The sequence below is a fragment of the Bremerella volcania genome, from assembly GCF_007748115.1.
Classification (GTDB): Bacteria; Planctomycetota; Planctomycetia; order Pirellulales; family Pirellulaceae; genus Bremerella; species Bremerella volcania.
The window spans coordinates 844,805-866,297 of record NZ_CP036289.1; the positions used below are offsets into that span (position 1 = coordinate 844,805).

Here is a 21,493-nt window from a genome sequence, read left to right on the forward strand (position 1 = left end):
GCGATCTATATCACCGTTGCCTCGCAAATCCAGAAGCCATTCTTAGATCAATAGGTAATCAGTCCATGAGCGAACTCCCCAACTGCCCCCAGTGCGATAGCGAATTCACGTACGAGGACGGACCATTACTTGTGTGTCCGAACTGTGGCCACGAGTGGTCACAGGCCGACGAAGCGGCTGCCGCTGACAACGATGCGACGCGTGATGCAAACGGTAACTTGCTTCAGACCGGCGACACCGTCGTTGTTATAAAAGATCTAAAGTTCAAGGGAGGTGTCGTAAAAGGAGGTACGAAGGTGAAGAACATCCGCATCGTCGAAGGTGACCATGACATTGACTGTAAGATCGACGGTATTGGAGCAATGGCCTTGAAGTCTGAGTTTGTCAAGAAAGCGTGATCTACCCCCTTCAATCGCCTCCAGTCGGTAAACCAGTTTCTGCCCAATTTGACCTGCACATCAGGATGAACCGTCGTGAGGTTCTTAAAACCTGGGCCGGAAGTTGGGATATCTTGTCATTCGCGGCCGGGAAGCGAAGATGTGTTGCACATGTTAATAGAGTTCTGACCACCGCGTTCCCAACAAATTTGTGGATGTCGCAGAGGATAGACCGGGGCTCTGTAAGTGCTTTCGTCTAGAAGGCTTGGGTGGCGAAAAACGTGACGCGTTTTCGTCGAGTTCTGGTGGTTTGGTTTGAGATACCTTCGGCGTTTCCTATTGGCCAAGATCCTCAATCACGGCCGCGGCAGCACGTCTCCCTGCGGCCATGGCTCCATTGATCGAAGCAGTATCGCAGTAGTCACCACAGCAGTAGATGCCGGTAGTGAGACGCGGACTTTTCTCTACCGGTTCGAGTGCTGGGGAAAACTGACGGGGCAGGGCATAGCGAATGGAATAGGTCTTCAAATGTCGCCAACTGTTGACCGGCGAGCCAAACCACTCGCGAAGTTGACTCAAAACGACATCTACGCGGGGTTCTTGCTCGGACTCAGGCAGAACTGTGACAGAGATTAACGATTGCCCCGCCGGAGCATAGTTGCTTGCGACTTGGCTCGGCACACAAACGTTATTCACTACGCCCTGGCCTTCACCGTTGAGCATAAGAATCGGCTCCTCAATTGGAGGTTTGTCAGCAGCAAAGTACATGCAAACGACGCGATTTGCCTCGCTGTTAGAAGAGGTTCCGGTGAGTCTTTCCGCTGTCGGCTTGTCCGTCGCTACCACAATTTGCTTGGCGGTTAACTGCTGGCCAGATGAGAGTTGCACGACCCCCTCACGCACCTCGTTTACCGGCGAGTTTAGTCTTAGAACTCCTGCCGGTTGTCGACTGGCCAACTGCATGGGTATCGCTTGCATTCCATCAGCGGGCAATGCGGCATCACCGGTTGAGAACATCCGAAAAACGAATTCACAAAGTCGGCGTGACGTATTCAACTCTTGTTCCAGGAAAATGCCGCCCAGAAATGGGCGAAAGAATCTTTCGATAACAACCGGAGAAAAACCTCGTTGCTGGAGCATCTCAATGGTTGTCATCTCAGGACGCTCGTAGAGCCGGGCTACGTCGCCGGTTGTCGTATCACGACGAAACCTGGCAATACGTACCTTGTCTAAGGTAGAGGCAACTGGTGAGAGAGCTGTCGCAAGTAAGTCGCCAGGTTTTCGCCATGGATCGGAAAAACGGTGAAACTTGCGATCGTGCCAGATTAGGGCCCCCGGCGCAAAGCGTTTTAGCTTGAGCTCGGCGTAGTTGAGTAACCTTTTGGCCTCTGGGTAGGCAGTCAAAAAAACTTGAAAACCTCGATCGAGAAGAAAGCCTTCGTATTCATCAGTTGCGATCCGTCCTCCTGGGGAATTGCTCGATTCCAGGACTAGTAATTCGAGACCCTGCGATCGGAGTTCTTCCGCACAGCTCAATCCAGCGATGCCAGCTCCGACGATGATCACGTCCCATTCCGCCATGACAATTCTCACCAACCAAAAGTACCTGGCTCGCCCTTAAAGGGACCGACAATTTCCGGAGTGATCCACCCGCCATAGAAATTACCGGCTTGGGGTAAGACCGCGTGGCCATCGACAAAGCAATCAATCCGACCAGGGTAAAATGAGAAGAATCCCTGAATCGGTTCAAATTCGACACTTGGCCGCTCATAAGACCAGCCAATATTTGCTTTTTCTAACTGTTCAGGTATCGCCAACGACCAGTAAGTAGCTTGCCCCTTCCATTCACAAAAAGTTCGGCTTGCTGTTCGACTGAGATACTTTTGATCTACGTCCGAAGGTGGCAGATAGAACGTCGGAGGACTCGCGGTTTCACAGATTCGCAAGCTCCTTGTCGTGTGAGCAATAATGACCTGACCAGAGCGGACAATCACCTCGCGGTTGTCCTCTACAATCACCGGAGGTCTCGGGTAATCCCAAACCGATTCTTCACCTTCTTTCGGTTCTATCGCGAACGCCGGACGATTTTGTCCAGTGTTCTTCCAGCAACTCCTGGCAAGTTTGACCCTCTCTGAGTGATCCATGATTCTTATTTGCCTCGCATGTGTCTGCGGTTCACGTACTTCGCCCGATGAACGTGGCCGGCGCACTCATGGGGCGGACCGTCAGTTTTCATCAGTAATGCAATACAAGTGATCAACTGTGCGGAGATAGATTCGCCCTTCAGCAAGTGCGGGCGTTCCCCAAGCTTGTTGGTCAAGTACATTCACTGAGACCACTTCAAGATCATCGCCGGCGGAAATAACATGCGTGTTTCCGTTAGAATCCAGCGCATAAACATGTTGGCCATCAGACCATGGTGAAGCCCAGAATGCGGGAGCGCGACCGACTCGCCGTCTGTACTTCAGTCGCCCGGTTTCAGCATCTACACAGCGAACGATTCCAAGACGACGTTCGAAGAAGTACAAATTGCCATCCAAGTAAGTGGGGGATGCCATTTGAATGCCTGACTCATCCATCCTCCACTGGACAAACTCGCCACTATTGCGATTGTCGGGAGGCGTAATATCACCACTTCCACCTGGCATGACTGCATAAAGTCGTCCTCCTCCGTCGTCGTCGCCACCTCGATTTCGGAACTCATTTCCTATAAACAGTCGATCACCAATCGCCACAGGTGTTGCGGAAGATCGCCCTTTATTCATGTCAATTTGCCAAAGTAGTTTACCGGTGAAGGGATCATAAGAGCGATAAATCATTCCACCGACAATCAATTCTTTCCGTAATGAATTCTCCCAAATAAATGGACTTGTACTGGGAAGACTCATCCCGATTCTCCCGCCAGATTTCCTTGCCTGTATGCGTATCTAAGGCTAAGAGGAACGATTTCTCCTGATTGTCGACCTGCACGAACAAGCGGTTGCCCAGGAGGGTCGGAGAGCTAGCGGTACCCCAACCGGCACGCATTTCATAAATGCCTAGATCCTTTTGCCACAGCATGTTGCCTTCCATGTCCAGGCAATAGACACCATTCATACCAAAGTAGGCGTAGATACGTTCGCCGTCCGTCACAGGCGTCTCGGTCGCGTAGGTGTTCGTGCTGTGTCGCGGGAGTGGCGGCTTTCCTTTCTTAACGGTTTTACGCCAAATGACTTCTCCGTTTTCACAATCAATGCAGATGACGTCGTATCGATAAATGACATTTACCAAGTCCCTGCGATCACGTCCGTAGCCACCATTGTTGGACTCTGGGCGAGTCCTCTCTTTCTGGTTTGGGTCAGAGGGAACAGCAGCGGTCAAGTACACACGATTTTCCCAAACGATCGGCTGAGACCATCCTTCACCCTGTAGAGGAATCTTCCAGCGAATGTTCGTTTGATTTCCGTTTTCGTCTGACCAAGTGACCGGAAGTCGCGAAGCCGAAATAGCGTTCGATTCCGCACCTCGAAACTGAGGATAATTCTCTGCGAAGCACACTTGCCATGCATACAGAAACAAGAGAATTGCGGCTGTTGCTTGTAGTTTCATTCCCTTGATCCGTTCCTGAACTAGCTGGTGTTGACTGTTACTCGCAACGAGAGATCCATGGGAGCGTGATTCTCACACGTATTGTTGCCATTGAACAGTGAATTCAGGAATTTAGGGGTTGGACGAGAGCACTTACCTAAACTAGATGAAGTACTGCCGAGGTTCTACCGATGCACTGCCTGGCCAAGTGAGCGCACCGAAAATCAGCCCTAGTGATAACTAATGATATGAGAAAAACCGTTCTTTAGTTCCAACGTCGAGTAAAGGCCCCTCATTTCCCCATGCTCAAACAAGCTCAAGCCCACCGAGTTCTTTAGCCTGCTAGGGGCCTATGCCTTCTCGCAAGTTTGTGTCATCGGCAAGCAATTCCAACAGATCTTTGATCGATTTGTGTGCTTCGACGGGGTGTCTGAGCGGCTGATCCCCCATGATGAAGTAATGATTCTGACGGCCGACTTTTTCTTTTCGAATCACTCCGCATTCTTCCAAGTCAGCGATAATTCTCTGGACAGCGCGTTCGGTAATACCAACTTCGATGGCGACTTGCCGAAGCACCATGCTCGGATTTCTCGAGAGCAGAATTAAGACATGGGAATGATTGGTGAGGAAAGTCCACCGCGCGGGCGAATGCTCTTGTCCCACAGGCGATTGGGCTTTCTTCAGGCGGGTTTGAACAGCGCCAGATGACTTTGACGAGTTGCTGGCACGCGAAGTTTTTTTGCGATTCACCGCCATAAATTCACCTCTGCAGGGGAAGGCCTAGCCGGGGACTGGGTGGGACGCGTAAGGCCATGCTGTGAAAGAACTTATATTAGCCGAAGTGTCGTGATTCAGCAATCCGGAATTCTGTGTCGCAAGTCAACGGAATTCTTTTTCACTCAAGTCAAACAGCAAAATCTACCGAAAAGTCATGCGACATGGGATTGACGACAAATAAGTCGTGCTTTAATCTTCGTGTGTCGTGGGCCTAGCCCGGAAAGTCGAACCGCACCAGGAATTCGCCATGTTGGACACAGCCATGCTTTTGTTAGTCGCGCCTTTATGTCTTGTGTTGGCTATGACGTTCCCTACGTCGTGGGCGAACAGGTATCCACAGCAAGTTCGACGCTTCGCCTGCTTTGCTGTTGTAACTGTTGCCGTTTTTTACTTGCTCGCCTCGCTGATGCTACTGAAAGTTGAAAGCATCAGTACGAGTATTTCATTATCACAGTCGAGCAGACTTTGGACTTTGTCTGTTTTCTACGATCCACTATCCGCAATGATGACGCTTCTGATCGCTTACGTCGCTTGGATCATCACGCGATTCTCGGTCAGATATCTCGACGGCGATTCAAACGAGGGCCGTTACTACAAGTGGCTTATGGTTTGTCTGGGTGCAATTCTCGGACTCGTGGTGAGCGGAAACCTCATTCAGATGTTCGGTTTCTGGATATTGACAAGTCTCGCGCTGCATCAGCTTTTGATCCACTACAGCAATCGCCCTTGGGCAATTTGGACTGCCCGCAAAAAGTTTCTAATCAGTCGACTAGGCGACGTGTTCTTGGCCGCGGCGATATATCTGACTCTCCAGATTTGGGGAACTGTCGAGATTGAAATGCTCTTTGCTAACGTGCACGCCACGGAAAGCCTAGGAATATATGACCCAAGAGTAACGATTGTTTGCCTCTTGTTTGTTCTCAGCGCCTTAACCAAGTCGGCCCAATTTCCGTTTCATACCTGGCTGCCAGATACCTTGGAGACCCCAACTCCCGTTTCCGCTTTGATGCATGCGGGGATCATCAACGCAGGCGGCTTTCTACTCATCCGCTTGTACCCGATTATTGGACAATCGGCGACAGCTCTCTCTCTGTGCTTGTTGGTTGGCGGCGTTACCTGTCTGTTGGGCGGACTCATCATGATGACCCAGTCGAGCATCAAGAAGAAGCTGGCTTACAGCACCATGTCACAAATGGGCTTCATGATGATGCAATGCGGCCTGGGAGCGTTTTCAGTGGCCTTTCTGCACATCATCTTTCATTCGCTCTACAAGTCGCATGCTTTCCTTAGATCTGGCAGCGCAGTTGCAAACCACTCGATCGGAAATCCGGAAGGTCAGATCGCATTCACCCAAAACGGTTGGGCGATGGTACTTGGAACGGCCGCATCTTTCGGGCTTCTGGCAGGCTCTGGATGGTTGCTGGGAATTGATGTTGTCAAACCAGATGGACGACTACTGCTCGGACTTATTCTGGCCCTGTCTCTGTCACAAATACTTGTGGAAGTGATTCGCACGCGGTCAACCAAAACAGTGCTAATCGGGCTGTCTGTCGTGCTGCTGCTGGTAGGTATCTACTTGTTCAGCCACGAGGCAATGCACCGTTTAGCATTCGAGGCTTACGCTGGGGAAATGCCCGCGTTCGGTTCAGCAATGTGGGTTGTTGTTGGGATCGTATCTTTGGGATTTGTGTGTCTGGCAGCATTTCAGATCGCGAGGGTCAAGTTCGGGAACTCACCGTTCGTGCAAGCAGCTTATGTCCATGCGTTAAACGGGTTCTACCTAGACATCGCTGCACGTCGTGTGACGGCTTTGCTGTGGGGGCGATCCGCTCCAACTCCTTAAGCAATCATTCATCACTCATAAGTAAGATTATCGAAGGAACTCCGACATGATTTCATTAATAGAATCATCGAATCACTTGCTGAAGGATACCGACAAGCCGAATCGCACGAATGCCGATAAAAAATCGCAAGGCATTCAGCACGTCATCGAGAAACTTCACGAGTCGATTGCCCCGCTTTGGCCGCTAAAGGATTTTGTTGCCGTGAACCCATTTCTCGGATTCACCGGCAAGACGCTTCTGGAAACTGACTCACTTTTGAAATCGATCAGTGATGTCGAACTACTCCCGTCACTGGAATTCTTCCGGGAATGCTATCGAAGTGAATCGATCTCCACGAGTGACGTGGAAACAGCTTACCTACAGATTGCCCGAGATGGTTCCGCCAGCCTCACAGACGTATCTCTAGCCGACGTGCTGGACTGGCTACAGAGCGACCTTAAGCCCGCAATACGCTGCCGTCGTAAGGTTTGGACGATGGCCGAAGTGTTGGATGGCGAGGGTGGAGGGGAGAGAAGCAATCAAATCATCAATGATATCACTCGGTTCCTATCGGGATACTTCGACGAAGGCGAGGCTTCCTGGTTGATGCCATGGCAGGATGATTCGCCCTACGCGGCTTGGAAGCAGGTTAGCTCTACTAGCTATCGCATGGACCTGCTAGGAATGCGAGGCTTCAGGAAGTTTGTCCGCAGTTTGCCCGACGATTCTGATCAGGCAATTCCCCTTTTGCTCGAGAAGGCAGACGTACCGAATCGACTTCTCTCTTTGCTTTGTGTTTGCCAGCTCGCATCCATTTCGGGATGGGCGTCCTACGCACGGAACCAGTCGGGACAGTCAGCGAAGCCGGAGTCAAGTTGCCTGAAAGATTTGCTTGCCATTCGACTGGCATACGATGTGTTTCTGATTGAGTCGAGTAAGCAAAGCATTTCATGCTGTTTTCACGAAGACATCTGGAACGACCACGACTTCAATCGCCAAGTGTTGTCGCCCAGTCTCATAAGTGTCGTGCGGTATGTTCTACTTGTTGCGCAGGAGATGAAGTTCCAGCAGAGCCTGACTTCAGGTCTTTTGGACGGAATCAACGAGAAGACAGGACCGGTAAAAGCCCTGGCGCAAATGGTGTTCTGCATTGACGTGCGTTCCGAACCAATTCGTCGCCATCTAGAACGTGTCAATGAGCAAGTAGAGACATTCGGATTTGCTGGATTCTTCGGCATGCCGTTGCGTCATGTGACTGGGGGAGGCTCGGTCGGTAGCGCGCACTGTCCAGTGCTTCTCCAACCAGCGTTCCAGGTCAACTGGGATCAAGCGCATGAAAGTTCTGGGCAAGAGAGTTTGCAAAACGCTTGGAAAGCCTTTCGTTCCGGCCCGATTTCGAGCCTGGGATTCGTCGAGACTTTGGGCTGGCTTACGGCCGGAAAGTTGTTGTCCGATTCTTATGGATGGGTAAAAAGTCGATTTCAGCAACAATCGTGTGACAGCAAACCTCAAGTCTATCCTGAGGGAGAAACACACGTTGGGCATTGCGAAGAGCTTTCTCTGGAAAGCCGGATCACATTTTGCAAAGGCTTTCTTGCGAACCTTGGCCTGACCAAAGGATTTGCTCGCTTCGTCGTTGTGTGTGGGCATGCTTCGGACGTGCAAAACAACCTGTTTCAATCAGGTCTCGACTGTGGTGCCTGCGGAGGACACTCGGGAGAGCCCAACGCGCGTGTCGCGAGCTGGTGGTTGAACAGTTCTGAAGTTCGGGCTGGACTGGCGACGCTGGGGATTGCGATTCCAGATAGTACGTGGTTTGTACCGGCCGTTCATAACACGACTACCGAACAGATTGTATTCACGGAGAAAGCTAATGTTCCTGATGAGTTTCAGGAAGAGTTTGCTCAGCTAATCTCGATTTGCAATGAAGCAAGTCAACAATGCGCTGGGAATCGTCCTGAAAGATATGGTACATCGAAAAAAGAAGACTTAACGCGTAAGAGTCACGACTGGAGTGACGTGCGTCCCGAGTGGGGACTCGCTGGAAATGCCGCATTCGTTGTCGCACCTCGATCTAGAACGCAATCGCTGGATCTAAAAGGCCGTGTATTTCTGCATAGCTATGAGGCAGAGAAAGACTCTGATGGCAGTGTGCTCGAACTGATCATGACCGCACCGATGATCGTCACTAGCTGGATTAATTTGCAGTACTTTGCTTCAACGGTTGAGGCAGGCAAGTACGGAAGTGGGGATAAGCTGATCCATAATGCGGTAGGTAAGTTCGGCGTGCTGGAAGGAAACGGAGGTGACTTGAAAACGGGACTGCCTTTGCAGTCCGTGCACAATGGAAAGCAATGGCAACATCAGCCACTGCGGCTAACAGTGATCATTGAAGCGCCGAAGGTACGCATTGAGCAAATTGTTCGCTCCCATACCGACGTTCGGCAACTTGTGTCTCATGGATGGATCACTTTGCTTTGCTTGGAAGGAGAGCGTTTCTCCCGATGGACCAGTCAAGGCGCTTGGGAGCCTTGGGATGATCAACCATCGAACTAATTTTACTGTGTGATTTTTTGCTCAAGAGGACGAGCCTCATGAACACTTCGGTAGTGGATAGAGAAGGACGACAGAATGTTGTCTCAGGCGACCTGAACGCACACCTGAGAATGCTCGAGGAAGAGAGCATCTACATTTTCAGGGAAGTTGCCGAGTCATTTGAGAATCCCGTATTGCTCTACTCCATCGGGAAGGATTCCAGTGTGCTCTTGCACCTGGCCCGGAAGGCCTTTTATCCGGAGAAGCCTCCATTTCCGCTGCTTCATATCGATTCGACATGGGAGTTCCGAGAAATGATTGAGTTTCGCGAGCAACACGTTCGAGGGACGCTCGGAATGGAGGTCCTTGTGGAAATCAATCACGAGGGAGTCCGCCGCGGTATCAATCCGTTCGACTTTCCCAGTCCTGTTTACACCGACGTCATGCGAACAGAACCGTTGAAGAAGGCCCTGACACGGTATCGCTTTGATGCGGCGATTGGGGGAGGGCGTCGGGAAGAGGAACGATCGCGAGCAAAAGAAAGAATCTTTTCCTTTCGAGACAAGCATCACCGATGGGATCCGCGCAATCAGCGTCCAGAGCTTTGGCGACTTTACAACACGTGGGTCCATCGTGGTCAAAGTATGCGTGTCTTTCCACTCTCAGATTGGACCGAAGAGGAGATCTGGCAATACATCCTGCTGGAAGAAATTCCGCTCGTGCCGCTCTATTTCGCCAAAGAGCGGCCAGTCGTTCAACGCGATGGCAATCTGATCATGGTAGATGATGAGCGAATGCCACTGAGGTCTGGGGAGCAGCCGGAAATGCGAAAGGTTCGATTTAGGACCCTGGGCTGCTATCCGGTCACGGGGGCCATCGAGTCTGAAGCGGAATCTGTCAGCCAGATTGTTCAAGAGTTACGGTTGACCCATCTTTCCGAAAGAGCAGGACGGGCAATCGATAAGGATGAAGAATCAGCAATGGAACGCAAGAAGCGACAAGGATACTTTTGATGATTACGCAAAAAGACAGCACGATCGAAATCACGCCCCCAGCAGGTCAGACCATTGGAACTCGTTTGGGCATACTTAGATTGCTCACGTGCGGAAGCGTAGACGATGGCAAGAGTACGTTAATTGGACGACTTCTACTCGAAACTGGCGCCGTATACGAAGATCATTTACAGTCGCTTCAACTTGAAACCAAGCGACACGGTACCACGGAATTGGCAGTCGATCCTGCTCTGATCGTAGACGGGCTGGAAGACGAAAGAGCCCAGGGCATTACGATCGACGTCGCCTATCGCTACCTTCGGTCGCCTCGCCGAAAAATCATCATCGCGGATAGTCCCGGTCATGAGCAGTACACCAGGAACATGGTCACGGCTGCCTCGCGTTCCGACGTGGCATTATTACTAGTTGATGCGAGGAAAGGAATTGTTCAACAGACCAAACGTCATGCATTGATTGCCTCCATGTTAGGGATCAAGCGATTTATCTTAGCCACCAACAAGATGGATCTTGTTGACTACAGGAGCAACGTCTTTCACGAGATTACCGGCGATTTTCATCGCTTTACGAAAGCCTTTGAGGAGTTGGATATCGTTTCGATTCCTCTCTCTGGTTTGTGTGGCGATAACGTATGTCGCCGTAGTGAAAATATGGATTGGTATCAGGGGCCGACCTTGATCGAGACACTGGAGTCATCTCAGGCGTCTCGTGGCAATCCCGCGGATGGTTTTCGGTTACCAATCCAGCGAGTCGTACGACCCGATTCCGAGTTTCGTGGTGTGAGCGGAACGATTGCTACAGGCAAGATAAGGGTTCATGATCCGATCGAGATCCTTCCACAAAGAAGGACATCAAAGATTCAATCGATCATTACGATGGATGGAGAATATGAATCTGCCTGCGCAGGGCAAGCGGTAACCATCACGTTGGCAGATGAGATCGACGTGGCGCGAGGAGACTGGATCGTTTCGCCCGGTGTTTCGTCCGCGATGAGTAGTGAGCTCAATGCGAGACTGGTTTGGATGTCAACCGAACCACTAGTTGTCGGAAAGATCTATTGGCTTAAGTGCGGTACGAAAACGGTAATGGCCGAAGTCGCTACAATGCAGTCGAAGATATGTATCGAAACGGGAGATAGCGAACCTGCTTCGATGCTTGAGTTGAATGAAATTGGCCAATGTCATCTACTGCTTCACGAACCGGTTGTTCATGAAAGCTACACTAGTATCCGTGAGATGGGATCGTTCATCCTGGTTGATCGAATTTCCCATGAGACGGTCGCGGCAGGAATTATTTCAAGCGAAGACAATAGGAGTGTTGCTGCTTCGATACCGATTGCTACCGAGAGGCAATTCAGCCAAGTAACGGCAGCTCAACGGAAGTATCGAGTGGGACATGATTCGCTTTCTGTCGTGATTGCCGGTCGAACGAGTAACGAACTTTTGCGTGTCGCGTATGACCTGGAACTTCGTCTATTCAATGAGGGTTTCCATGTCGGCGTAATTAATGCAGGCGACCTTCACGGAGAACATGAGAACGACGGATCTCATGCGGCGACAGGAAAGCCGAGCCATCTTTGGCCAGGCCTGCAGGTCACCCGATCGTTAAGTGACATGGGGCTAATTTGCATATCAGTATTCGAAGCTGGCAATCAAGAGCTCAAAAATGCGATCCGTCGAGAGTGTTCACGGAACGAGTTCCTGTATTTCGATCTCGACTCTCATGGAGATACAAGCAATTCCAGGGATCATTCAAAAGCTGAGGACATCGCTGAGAACATCTACAGCTTAGTCGTCTCAAAAGTATCCGGACCGAAGTAGGTCAATAGAGCAAGCCAATTCTATAAACTCAAGAAGGGAGAGTGCTATGGTATCTTCGCAGGGGTCTTTCTGGTGGATGGACGGAAACTCATCACAGAGCTCTTCCGCCACGTCTCGATCGCAACGCAAGGCTACTCTTTGGCTTACCGATCAAGATGATTGCGTGAATCGACTTCTATCAAGAATTGTAAACACGTACGGTGATCCAATCGTTCGTGTTTCTGGCGAACTATTTGAATCGCCACTGCATCTTATCTCTGTGATTGAAGAAAATCTCAGAGACTATGCAATCGGCGAAGTTGTCATCTTAGGTCACTCTCACTTCTTGCCGCCCGGCCAGGCGTCCAATAACGTCAGTCCAGGCGATTGCATCGCGGAACCAAGCAGTCTGCTGCAGCGTATGGCCAAACGGCAGGAATCTAGCAAGCTGGCGGAACAGAGGTTACTTGAAGTGAATGTTCAACTCGCACAGCTGTGCGCAATTCACAAGTATTCCACCGTTGCCGAAATCCAGGTGACCTCGCTGTTCTTTCGAGTCGAATCACACGCGGTCTATTCTTACAACGAAAGAACGATGCAGTTCGAGGCTTTGGGCAGTGAGTTGTAAGTACGAGATGGTTTAATCATGTTGACCGTTTCTTCGCTGAGATTGCGAAGAAGCGGGACCGTCTGGGTGCGTTTCGCGGCATTCCCAAGCTCGAAGCGTTAGTTCACGATTTCCTCGTCGATAATAACGAGGACGCGAAACCATTAGGGTGGACAGCTGATGCCAACGATACCTTCCAACTGATCGCAGGAGTTCTTGAACAATTTCGCGGCTAAAAACACTCGAATGGCAGGAAAAAAAGATTTGCATCCGATTGCGAGAACAATTTCTAGCTGACGTGTACCGCCAAGTAGGATGCCCCTAAAAGTGCTCGTAGTTGCCGTGTGCCACGTCGCCACAGGTAATAGGTACGTTGATAGGATAAAGCCAGTCGATTAGCTATGTCAGTCACAGAGAACCCTTCTGACCATAGGGTAAGAATCGTCCGCTCTGGATCATTCAACTGCTGGATCTTCAGGCTAATATCAATTTTCGCATCTAGGGGCAGGCGATCCATTTCTAATGGAACAATATCCGGCATAGACTGTTCTCGCATGAACTGTCTTCGCATTTGTCGAACGGCCTCTTGGCAATCTCGTGCAATGATTCTTGCCATCCAGCCGGCAAAGCATTCATGCACTTGATCCAAGTCGACACGAAGGTCTGCTCTATGCCGCAAGCTACGGGCTAGTAGCAACATGGCGTCTTGTTGTACATCCTCATGCCAGTTTATCGGAAGTCGCTGTTTCCGTAATACATTTTGAGCCTGGGTTTGAAGCGTTATCTGATACCAGGGATGCGAGATTAGTAGGTGCCACACTTTCTCCCACTGCCAACCATAATCGATAGCAGCGAGAAAGCGATGCTTAAGGTCTTCCTTGTCTAAGGTCATGGGAAAGTGACTCCTGCTGTTGTTGCAAATCTCGAAATAACTCGAAATACTGATTCAAGATTCGATAGGGTGTTTCATGTTTCCGGGAATTACACGAAATTGTTTTTTTTGAACGGTTCATTTTCTGAATGGCCATTGACCGGCTCAGGGAATCATTGCTTTCAAGGGCATTTTCGCGATGAAAGCCTTGCACCCCAAATCGACCGAGACCTTTTAGTGCGGCTCGTTCGAAAAGAACTTACTGAAGAAATTGCTGAATCGGTCTTTCGGCTAATTCACTCGTTTAAGAGTTGGCGTGATGCGCACGCTGACGTTCTAGCCGACGAGTTTGGCCAAGCACGTTGACTTCAAATCCTCTCCGCACTAGCAAAGGGGATATGCGATTTTTGTCTCAAAGGCCGATCTAAAAGTTCATTTGCACTATTTAGAAAAGGATGCGTGAGATGCCGCATCCCTTTCCTGAATAGCGGACTTGTTATTGATTGATTCGATCCGCCAAATTCACAAATCTTGCCCACCGAGTGTTCTATCCCTCTGTAAAATCTAACCGCTTCAATACCTTCACTTTGCACTTGTGATTTGAAGTGCACTTGTCGTCTTGCACTGCATGGGGAGTAGACGATTTTTTCAACTTCAATGAAGCATCACAGGCGAACTCAACACTTACAACGTTTTGAAGAAGGCAGACATGGAGGACACGTGTTGAAAAGCAAATCTGCGGGTTGGGGAGCACTTGTAGAACAAGATCCCGATACCACTTCGAGATTGCAGCGAGTAGCTGTGGCCATACTAACAACAGAGTGTTCAGGGTTCTCGCCACGGTGAGAATATGGCCTCATCGTCTGTCGGTTGTTTTGTTATACCGCCTTCGATAGTTTCAACATAGTGCGCGCAAAAAAACTCAAAGGCATTCGGCCTAAGAGAGGGTATTCCTATTGGGGCTACGATCGCTTTCATCGCCGCGTTGGCGTCCAGCGTTGTCACGCAAACCCAGATGAAATGTAGCACCAGCTGACCTGCCGAACGTACTGGATTGAACTGGGGAAACAAATGATTCGACAAACGAGTGGTCGCGGGACCAGGCTGGTCGTCAGCATGCGGAGTCGAGGCAAACTGCAAAATGAAGTCGTGATGGCGTTGGCCAATCACTGGGTTCGCTGCCGACACCAAGAATCGCGTCTTAAAAAGAACCAGACCGCCACCGCCGTGAACAAACCGTTTGAACTCAAGAAATCTCCACGATACAAAAGTAAAATCTGGGAGATACTTCGAGTGACGCAACTCGTCAAGCATTCACCTTTTTCTTCGGAAAGGTATACAGACGGTGCTCCTGGGCAAACGCTCGGATAGAGGAAGGGAACCACCGGTGAAACACTTGACAACATGTCGTTCTTTATCGCGATCACATTACTTTTTGGCATTGATAGGATGAGAGAGCCCTCTGAAGTTGCAGATTTTCATCCTCGGTTAGAGGACGGCTAATTCTGGCTAAGCTCTGAAAATGTTTTCGATCCCAAGTATTCAGGCCATGCCAAAATCGAATATAGAGGGTTGGATTGTTGTTGAGATGGATTCGCCGAAAGGAATCCGCAAAAACGGAGTCTTCCCCTTTTCTTAGCGTTTCATATCTAGCAGTAGTTTGAGCCTCATGCAGAATAGAACCCGGAAAACCAACGGTGCAGACAAGGGCTTGTCCCGATGTCATGTCACAAATGATTTCATGGTTGAGGATGACGGCATGCCCTGGTTTCCATGCTTCGGCTTGAACTCGTATTCGATCAGGGTGGTACCAGTCGTCATCATCCCATTGAATAATCAAATCTCCATCCGCGTTTGAAAGGCCTAGATTTCGTAATTCTCCCAGCGTTGCTCCCGTAGGAACTAACCGCTCGCCAGGCAAATTAAAGGGTTCTCCTTCATTGACGATAACCAGTTCGCGATCAGGCCAAGTCTGTTGATTGAAGCAGCCAATCGCGACTTCAGCGAGTCTTCTTCTTTCGGGCTTATGTCCTGTCACCATGATGCAGCTAACGCGCATGGTAATTCTCCTAAAGGTTGTAAGAGTCTTTCAATCCGGCGGTATCCTGTTCCCGTATCATTAAAGAATTTCGTTCCCACCAGGCTTTTCCAGTTTGGACATTGCTAACGCCATCTAGGGAAACATCAAGCGTTGCGGCCATTCCCTGCCATTTAGTCGGCTTGTCTTGATAGAAGACAAAGCAGGGGGCACAGGGAATTCGCAAGGCGATACAAAACAACAGAACATGGAGGGAGCCTGACAGGACAAACTCCGCAGTAAGTAATTTGTTCACACCGGCCGGAAAATCACGTCGATGAATCTTGACGTCGAAAATTTCCGTAATTCCCGGTAGTCGTTCCAAGATCTTTTGTTTGCCGAAGTGACTTAGTTCATGACAGTGGGGAGCATAGAGAACTCCCGAAAGATAAGAGGAGCGTAGCCAGATTTCATTTGACAAGAAGATTGGATCGCAAACTGGCACATGTAGGTGGGACCACTTGCGCGTCAGGAGGTCTCGTACTGCCCACACCTCCCAGTTCGAAAAATCCTTTACGGCGTATGCTTTTCCATAACCATTGGCCGCGCCCCAAACACACACCTTGGAAAATTGTCCTAAAGTCTTTGGGGTAAACTCGGAACTAATACTTAAGAATCCTACAGATGAGCGTTCGACGAATTTCGTCCCAAAGATGGTTTGTGGGATATACTCTGCAAAATGCTCGCCAAAGTTCAAGATGGCGGAATCTTTTTGCCAATAGATCGACTCGACCTTCATTTTCTGACCGCCTTGCATGCGTAAAATCGTTGATTGTTTCGTTCCCACTCTTGCCGTGACACAGGGTGAGTCTCAATTTGTCCGTCTCTTTCAAGTTGGCGAATGATCGGCATCCATTTGGAAGATCGTACCGAAACCAGAGTAAAACCAATTGCACCGGATATTCTCCAAGGGTCGCAGCAGAGAACGTCACTCCCGCCATCGCGGAGAGCGCATGACTTGCAAAAGCTGGGGAAGTGTTCTCGATCTTCATCCGGCCAACTAGGCCGAAAATCCTTCGTCAAGAGTTTGTTATCCCGCGTCCAGACGGTGAATTTGCCTGGGGGTTCGCCATATCGGTAGGCATACTTGGAGACATTGCTTGGATCGACCTTCATCTGGGCGAGCATTTCCAAAGTCCAGCGTCTCGGTGGAACCAACTTGCATAGCAACTCAACTTTGCAGGTGAGGTGAGGGAGGCTCTGGCGGTTTGCCGATTTCGCATGACAAGCAAGAAGCGTCGCAGCACATCTTCCTTGAACCCGAGCTATTGTCGGCAATGGGTTTACCGGATGATAAACGGAGCTTGTACAAGTGCTTGTAAGTATTTCACTAGGATCACTCGTTGTACGAATGATGGGACGAAGTCCATTGGCGCTATTCCCAGTCGAAACGTAACACACGACATCGACCAATCGATATCGAAGCAGGCCAGCCAAAAACTCACGAGCAAATCCTCCACTTGATGCACATAATCGGGTTTCAGGATTCTTGGATCTAATCAGAAAGTGAGACATGATCATTCCATACTTGAAGCGATTGGGGAGTTTCCCCGGCTGCGACTTGAATCGCTGACGTGATGGTCGAGGCTGCGGACTTCTGATTCATAGTCTCTCTGCCAATACGGATGGATCGTAAAGTTGCCGGCGCGGATTGGCTGTGTTCCAATCGAATCGTAGTGGGCTTGCAAGCTGCTATCGCTGCCTTGTCGTTTACTAGAAAGATGTCGATCGGACGCACCCCAGCGGTAAACGTAGGTGACATCCTGGTACGAGATGCTCTTCTCGACGGAACGTGGAACGTTGTATTGGGAAAGATACTGATTGAACGTTTGGTCTTCCCAACCCGAGATCCTCTGTGGGTACTTGCCCTCGGGAAAGTACTTCAATACGTCTCTCCTCCAAAGGCTCATGACGTGCGTATTTCCCGGCTTGGAAATATGTCGATAGCTTCCTGGAGATGTCGACCAAACGTAGTTGTTGGGTCTCCATTCCAGACAATTGCCAGCCAGCAAATGATCGTGCGAGAGTGTCAGGCGATTGGGTAGGCTGATGTCGTCGTCATCCCATCGACAGAACATGTCGCAATCAGGGTTCTTATCGATCATTGCTTGGATCTTATCGGTCAGAAATGGAAATCGCCGTTCGAAGTTGAAGATGCGAATGCGTCGTCCGATCTCATCTTCGACTTGAATCTTCTGTCCAGGCGTATCGTTGCAGATCAAGAGAACGGCGTCCTGGTGCGTTTGACGTAGGAACGATTCAACCGATTCGCTAAGAAGGAACTGTCGGTCCCCGGAGAAGCGGTTGTAGGTCAATAAAATGCACCCGATCATTTGGAGGTCTCCCAAGCAATTCGTGGATTCCAACTGATAGCCCAGTGGTGAACGGCATAACTCTTTGGGTATTCGTTCGAACCTCGCAGGCTCAACTGGTTCCACAGATAAGGATAGAAATGAGTGGTTGGGTAAAGTGAAACTTCGACTCCTTGCTTCACCATCTCCTTGTAAGCCTCGGTCGCTAGAAGTGGCCCCCAAGGCGGGCGTTTCTTTTTGTAGCGTGGAAGTGCTTCTAATTGCCAAAGGACCCAAGGATGTTGCGGAACAGATCCCATCACGGCGTTGCAGACTCTTCCGCGATACTCTTCCGCGGCAAAAGCATCTACCTGCAGCAGAGGATCGAATGACTTAAGCGGTTCCACGTCTGTGTCCACGTAGACGCCACCATACCGACTCAAGATCTCCAGACGAGCGGCGTTTGATCGAGACGCCTGGTTAGGCCAGGCATTCAATAACGCTTTGCAGTCAAGCTGCTGACAATCATCCTCGGTCCAGAATCGATGATCCCAGTCGGGATGCAGATCGCGAAATTGATTCCGAAAGCGATCAAACAAGGTGGGCAAGGGTTTTCTTCCCAGCCAAACATGATGGAAAATTCGGGGAATCATTGTTGTCCTCACAAAAGAGCGTTTGCCCGCAATCGTCGGTACTCAATCACTTGCCAGGATCTCCAGTGTTGCCGTCGGGCATACACTGGAGAATCAAAAGCATCCAGAGTCTGTCATCCCTTTATGCCTGGCTAACTGTTGAGAACGGCTTCGCTCGAGTCTTCCTTGACGACCTCAAAGTCGACGTGAGGACGTTTCGTTTCCTTGTCGTAGGTTGGCCATTTATCAAGCGGGCAGTTTTGTTCCAACCAACCAGCTTTCGCGGACAGACCACAGCCGCATACGGAGCAGCGGTTTCCATTTCGTTGTTCACAGAGCGTGCAAACCGCTAGTCTGGCTTCCAAAAGTTCCTGGGATGCGGCCTTAGCGCCATCTTTGATGTGCGCTAGTGATGCCTTCGCGAAATTCTTGGCCATCGTTATGGTGGAAGGGAGCGACTTTCGATCGGCTGGGTCCTTGGAGATAACCGTCAGGCCATATTGATCCTGGGTGTGATAGACGACTTGCCAAGACTGGTTTTGTTTCAAAAAAGGCAGCAGTGCACCGAATAGGCCTGCCCCGCCATCATCCCCTTTATTGCCGTGTAGCGCCGTATCATGCATGACGATGTAGCGTGCCACCGATCCGGAGAACTTCTTGAGTTCTTCGTTCAGTCGCTTAGCGTTGTGAGCCGTCGAATCAATGAACAGAAGATCGGTCGCTTCGATCTCCGATACATCCGGGGAGGCAGACTTTTCGTGAGTTACTTCAATGCCTTCGGTCCTGGCCAGCTCGGTCAGGTGGGCCATTTCTCGAGAAGCATCCACGTTATACGAGACGATCTTCTTGGGCTGAGCGGCCGCAAAGGCAGTGAATCCTTCCGTGCGTTTGCCAAACTCCGTAACGTGCTCTACTTTCTCTGCCAGTTCACGCAACTTGGGCATGTGCCGATTCAAATCTCGTTCTCGCTGGAGCATCCGTTTAAAGGCATCCTTCACGGTTTTTGTCTTCGTAATTTCATTGCTCTCAGCATTGCCGCAGCTATTGGCCGGAGGCGGACTAGAATGTCCGATGGGATCTTCAACGAGGTGATCCCATTGCTGCTGAGACAACAATCCAGGCTTGACGAAGTGGTCGTGAATTTCGTCCAGAGAAAAGCCAAGTTCCTGGAACTCCAGGACGTAATTTCGAACTTTCGAGTACCGCGGCAAAGGATAAGGGACGCCATCCGGTCGCGCGAATCGATGAACCCAACGCAGAAAGGGCAGGCACATGGCCTTTCGTCCTTCCTGGCGAAATTTCTCGTGGATATACAGTTCTTCACCCCCGAAGCCTGAGGCATGTTCATGGAAGCCAAGCCAGGCCTTTCGACGGCAGGAAAAGACTCCGAGGCCCATGCCTGGGATCTCAAAGGGTTCGTCGTCGACGTGCTCGCCAAGTGGCCGATAACCGGCTTCACGAAGCTTGTTCTCGTGGCCCGCCCATGAAATCCCCGTGGGTAACGGCTTGTTGCACTTGTGACAGCTTTGCACGGGCGTCTTGCCGAGCGTAAGGTCGAAGTATTCGCACTCTTGGTTGTTTTGACGCGCGGAAAAATGCACGCCGCCGTCACAGCATTTCCAAGCCCGGGCCCAGATCCCCCACATCTCACCTCGCCAGACATTGTCGAAGTGAGTCGTGAAGTTGTGCAGATCGTCGTAAACCAACGGCCCGCTATAGATGTCCTCGGTATCGGGATGGTCGTCGTACCATTCGATCAGCCGCTTAATGGTGCCTGGCGGATAAAGCACGTGGCAATCCATCGCCAGGACCGCGTCTCCGGTGGCCACTTTGAAAATCTGATCTCGGGGAGCGGACGTGCCGATGGTTCCTTGGAAGGGAACGTACTTCGCCCCGGCCGTTCCCTGACGAGCCCACCCTTCCACAAAAGGACGAAGCATCTGCGAATGCTTGGAATTGGGCGGCGAGTTATCGACCACCACGAACTCCACGTCCTTCATGACGTCCGGCTCGTTCAACCGCAGGGCTTGGATGGAAAAGTAAGCTCCATGAAAGTCATCGTAATGGGCCATTCCGATGGTTAGTTTGGGCATTAGTTATTGCTCCAATTGATTTGTCGTTTTGAAAAAGGTAGTCAGTAATGTGCAAGGGAAATGCCGACCAAAGGGCTGGATCGCTAAGAATATTTGCTTGTTCACCAGCTTTGGTCGGCAGAGACGAGAGTGAATTAGGGAGCCTCGCCCAGGCAGGTGGTAGTCATTTGCTGGCCTACGTATGATCCCGGTCCAATCCCTTGGACTGTGTTGGGACTTGCGCCTGGGCAGCAATTGTTCTCAGCAACTTGCCAATTAGACCCATCCCAGACGAGTGTCGCCGTACCCAAGCCGCTAGAACAATCAGGCGTGGTTGATGTCAACGCCTGAGTTGTGGTGGTTAGCCCCGGCGTAGTCGAAGTTACCCCCGCTGTTGTTGAGGTTGCCCCAGGCGTCGTCGAAGTTAGGCCGGGAGTAGTCGAGGTAGGACCAGGTGTTGTCGTGGTTGGACCTGGTGTTGTCGTTGTAGTCGGAACCAAGGTTGTAGTAGGGCAACTATCTAAGCACGGCACTACTATCCATCCCGCGTCTTCCGGTCCATCACACCAATTGGTTTCACTTAGGGTAGACGGATCACAACAGGCGGAGTGCCCCCATGGCAAGCTCCCGCAATTGCTTACGCGCGAGTGCCAAAACCAACCAGCACCCTCATTAGTACACTCCCACGCGCACTCATCACAAAATCCTGTAGGCCCGCCATCTTCGAATTCATCGATACACGACCCCCCGTCACTAATTGCTCCTATCGTTGCAGCGCTGCAATCGGAAGTGGGAATGCAGCATTCACAGGAAAGTTGCCCATTCGGTATCCAGTTATAGGAGCCCCCAGTATTAACGCAGATGTAATTGCAGGATGGACTAGGTGTCGTCGTAGTCGTCGTACTTGTAGTGGTTGAAGTAGTCGAAGAAGTCGTGGTCGAAGTTGTAGTACTCGTTGAAGTCGTTGTCGTGTACTTATCGCAACTCACCGCCACCGTTTCGCAATCATCCTGGCCCGCGTAACTCGGTGGGCTGCCGCAAGGGCAGTCGGATAC

At 50.6% G+C, this 21,493-nt stretch carries 20 protein-coding genes; 6 read left to right on the forward strand and 14 right to left on the reverse strand.

Annotated elements, in window-relative coordinates; genetic code table 11:
- Positions 1 to 65 precede the first annotated feature (65 nt).
- On the forward strand, positions 66 to 398 hold the full coding sequence (locus tag Pan97_RS03395) for a zinc ribbon domain-containing protein YjdM (protein WP_144970747.1): 333 nt from the start codon (positions 66 to 68) through the stop codon (positions 396 to 398).
- A 315-nt stretch (positions 399 to 713) separates the two neighbouring features.
- Here Pan97_RS03395 and Pan97_RS03400 read toward each other — a convergent pair whose 3' ends face one another.
- From Pan97_RS03400 to Pan97_RS03420, 5 genes are all read right to left on the reverse strand, one after another.
- The gene (locus tag Pan97_RS03400) at positions 714 to 1,958 is read right to left on the reverse strand and encodes a protoporphyrinogen/coproporphyrinogen oxidase (protein ID WP_144970748.1); all 1,245 of its coding nucleotides are present in this window, start codon (positions 1,956 to 1,958) and stop codon (positions 714 to 716) included.
- A gap of 8 nt (positions 1,959 to 1,966) precedes the next feature.
- Complete coding sequence (locus Pan97_RS03405; RefSeq protein WP_144970749.1) at positions 1,967 to 2,521, reverse strand: DUF427 domain-containing protein; 555 nt, start codon at positions 2,519 to 2,521, stop codon at positions 1,967 to 1,969.
- An 81-nt stretch (positions 2,522 to 2,602) separates the two neighbouring features.
- A complete protein-coding gene (locus Pan97_RS03410; RefSeq protein WP_165698591.1) occupies positions 2,603 to 3,196 on the reverse strand; it encodes a PQQ-like beta-propeller repeat protein in 594 nt (197 codons plus the stop codon).
- Positions 3,177 to 3,965 carry an outer membrane protein assembly factor BamB family protein gene (locus tag Pan97_RS03415; protein WP_144970751.1) on the reverse strand — a complete coding sequence of 263 codons (789 nt, stop codon included), beginning with the start codon at positions 3,963 to 3,965 and terminating at the stop codon, positions 3,177 to 3,179. Before Pan97_RS03415 ends, Pan97_RS03410 begins: the two co-directional genes overlap by 20 nt.
- A gap of 321 nt (positions 3,966 to 4,286) precedes the next feature.
- On the reverse strand, positions 4,287 to 4,700 hold the full coding sequence (locus Pan97_RS03420) for a helix-turn-helix transcriptional regulator (protein ID WP_144970752.1): 414 nt from the start codon (positions 4,698 to 4,700) through the stop codon (positions 4,287 to 4,289).
- Between the two features lie 268 nt (positions 4,701 to 4,968).
- Between Pan97_RS03420 and Pan97_RS03425 the strand changes: the two genes are divergently transcribed.
- The 5 genes from Pan97_RS03425 (at position 4,969) to Pan97_RS03445 (ending at position 12,516) form a co-directional block, all read left to right on the forward strand.
- Positions 4,969 to 6,564: a proton-conducting transporter transmembrane domain-containing protein gene (locus Pan97_RS03425; RefSeq protein WP_144970753.1), complete on the forward strand. Its 1,596-nt coding sequence runs from the start codon at positions 4,969 to 4,971 to the stop codon at positions 6,562 to 6,564.
- Between the two features lie 46 nt (positions 6,565 to 6,610).
- Entirely contained in the window at positions 6,611 to 9,100 is a 2,490-nt protein-coding gene (locus tag Pan97_RS03430; protein ID WP_144970754.1) for a YbcC family protein, read from the forward strand.
- Between the two features lie 38 nt (positions 9,101 to 9,138).
- On the forward strand, positions 9,139 to 10,092 hold the full coding sequence (gene cysD / locus Pan97_RS03435) for a sulfate adenylyltransferase subunit CysD (RefSeq protein ID WP_144970755.1): 954 nt from the start codon (positions 9,139 to 9,141) through the stop codon (positions 10,090 to 10,092).
- Complete coding sequence (locus Pan97_RS03440; protein WP_144970756.1) at positions 10,092 to 11,909, forward strand: sulfate adenylyltransferase subunit 1; 1,818 nt, start codon at positions 10,092 to 10,094, stop codon at positions 11,907 to 11,909. The genes cysD and Pan97_RS03440 overlap by 1 nt, the downstream gene beginning before the upstream one ends.
- A gap of 163 nt (positions 11,910 to 12,072) precedes the next feature.
- Positions 12,073 to 12,516 (forward strand): hypothetical protein, encoded by a 444-nt coding sequence (locus Pan97_RS03445; RefSeq protein ID WP_144970757.1) that lies wholly within the window; start codon positions 12,073 to 12,075, stop codon positions 12,514 to 12,516.
- Positions 12,517 to 12,784: 268 nt separating this feature from the next.
- Here Pan97_RS03445 and Pan97_RS03450 read toward each other — a convergent pair whose 3' ends face one another.
- The 9 genes from Pan97_RS03450 to Pan97_RS03490 form a co-directional block, all read right to left on the reverse strand.
- Positions 12,785 to 13,387 (reverse strand): sigma-70 RNA polymerase sigma factor region 4 domain-containing protein, encoded by a 603-nt coding sequence (locus tag Pan97_RS03450; protein ID WP_144970758.1) that lies wholly within the window; start codon positions 13,385 to 13,387, stop codon positions 12,785 to 12,787.
- Positions 13,388 to 14,191: 804 nt separating this feature from the next.
- Complete coding sequence (locus Pan97_RS03455; protein ID WP_144970759.1) at positions 14,192 to 14,680, reverse strand: hypothetical protein; 489 nt, start codon at positions 14,678 to 14,680, stop codon at positions 14,192 to 14,194.
- 109 nt (positions 14,681 to 14,789) lie between these two features.
- Positions 14,790 to 15,425: a glycosyltransferase family 2 protein gene (locus Pan97_RS03460; RefSeq protein WP_144970760.1), complete on the reverse strand. Its 636-nt coding sequence runs from the start codon at positions 15,423 to 15,425 to the stop codon at positions 14,790 to 14,792.
- Positions 15,426 to 15,435: 10 nt separating this feature from the next.
- Entirely contained in the window at positions 15,436 to 16,200 is a 765-nt protein-coding gene (locus Pan97_RS03465; RefSeq protein WP_144970761.1) for a hypothetical protein, read from the reverse strand.
- Positions 16,179 to 16,964: a Coenzyme F420 hydrogenase/dehydrogenase, beta subunit C-terminal domain gene (locus Pan97_RS27115; protein WP_144970762.1), complete on the reverse strand. Its 786-nt coding sequence runs from the start codon at positions 16,962 to 16,964 to the stop codon at positions 16,179 to 16,181. Before Pan97_RS27115 ends, Pan97_RS03465 begins: the two co-directional genes overlap by 22 nt.
- Positions 16,961 to 17,776 carry a glycosyltransferase family protein gene (locus Pan97_RS03475; RefSeq protein ID WP_144970763.1) on the reverse strand — a complete coding sequence of 272 codons (816 nt, stop codon included), beginning with the start codon at positions 17,774 to 17,776 and terminating at the stop codon, positions 16,961 to 16,963. Before Pan97_RS03475 ends, Pan97_RS27115 begins: the two co-directional genes overlap by 4 nt.
- Positions 17,773 to 18,342 (reverse strand): glycosyltransferase family 32 protein, encoded by a 570-nt coding sequence (locus Pan97_RS03480; RefSeq protein ID WP_165698593.1) that lies wholly within the window; start codon positions 18,340 to 18,342, stop codon positions 17,773 to 17,775. Before Pan97_RS03480 ends, Pan97_RS03475 begins: the two co-directional genes overlap by 4 nt.
- A gap of 176 nt (positions 18,343 to 18,518) precedes the next feature.
- Positions 18,519 to 20,459 (reverse strand): glycosyltransferase, encoded by a 1,941-nt coding sequence (locus Pan97_RS03485; protein ID WP_144970765.1) that lies wholly within the window; start codon positions 20,457 to 20,459, stop codon positions 18,519 to 18,521.
- A 303-nt stretch (positions 20,460 to 20,762) separates the two neighbouring features.
- Positions 20,763 to 20,954: a hypothetical protein gene (locus Pan97_RS03490; protein WP_144970766.1), complete on the reverse strand. Its 192-nt coding sequence runs from the start codon at positions 20,952 to 20,954 to the stop codon at positions 20,763 to 20,765.
- Positions 20,955 to 21,493: the final 539 nt, after the last annotated feature.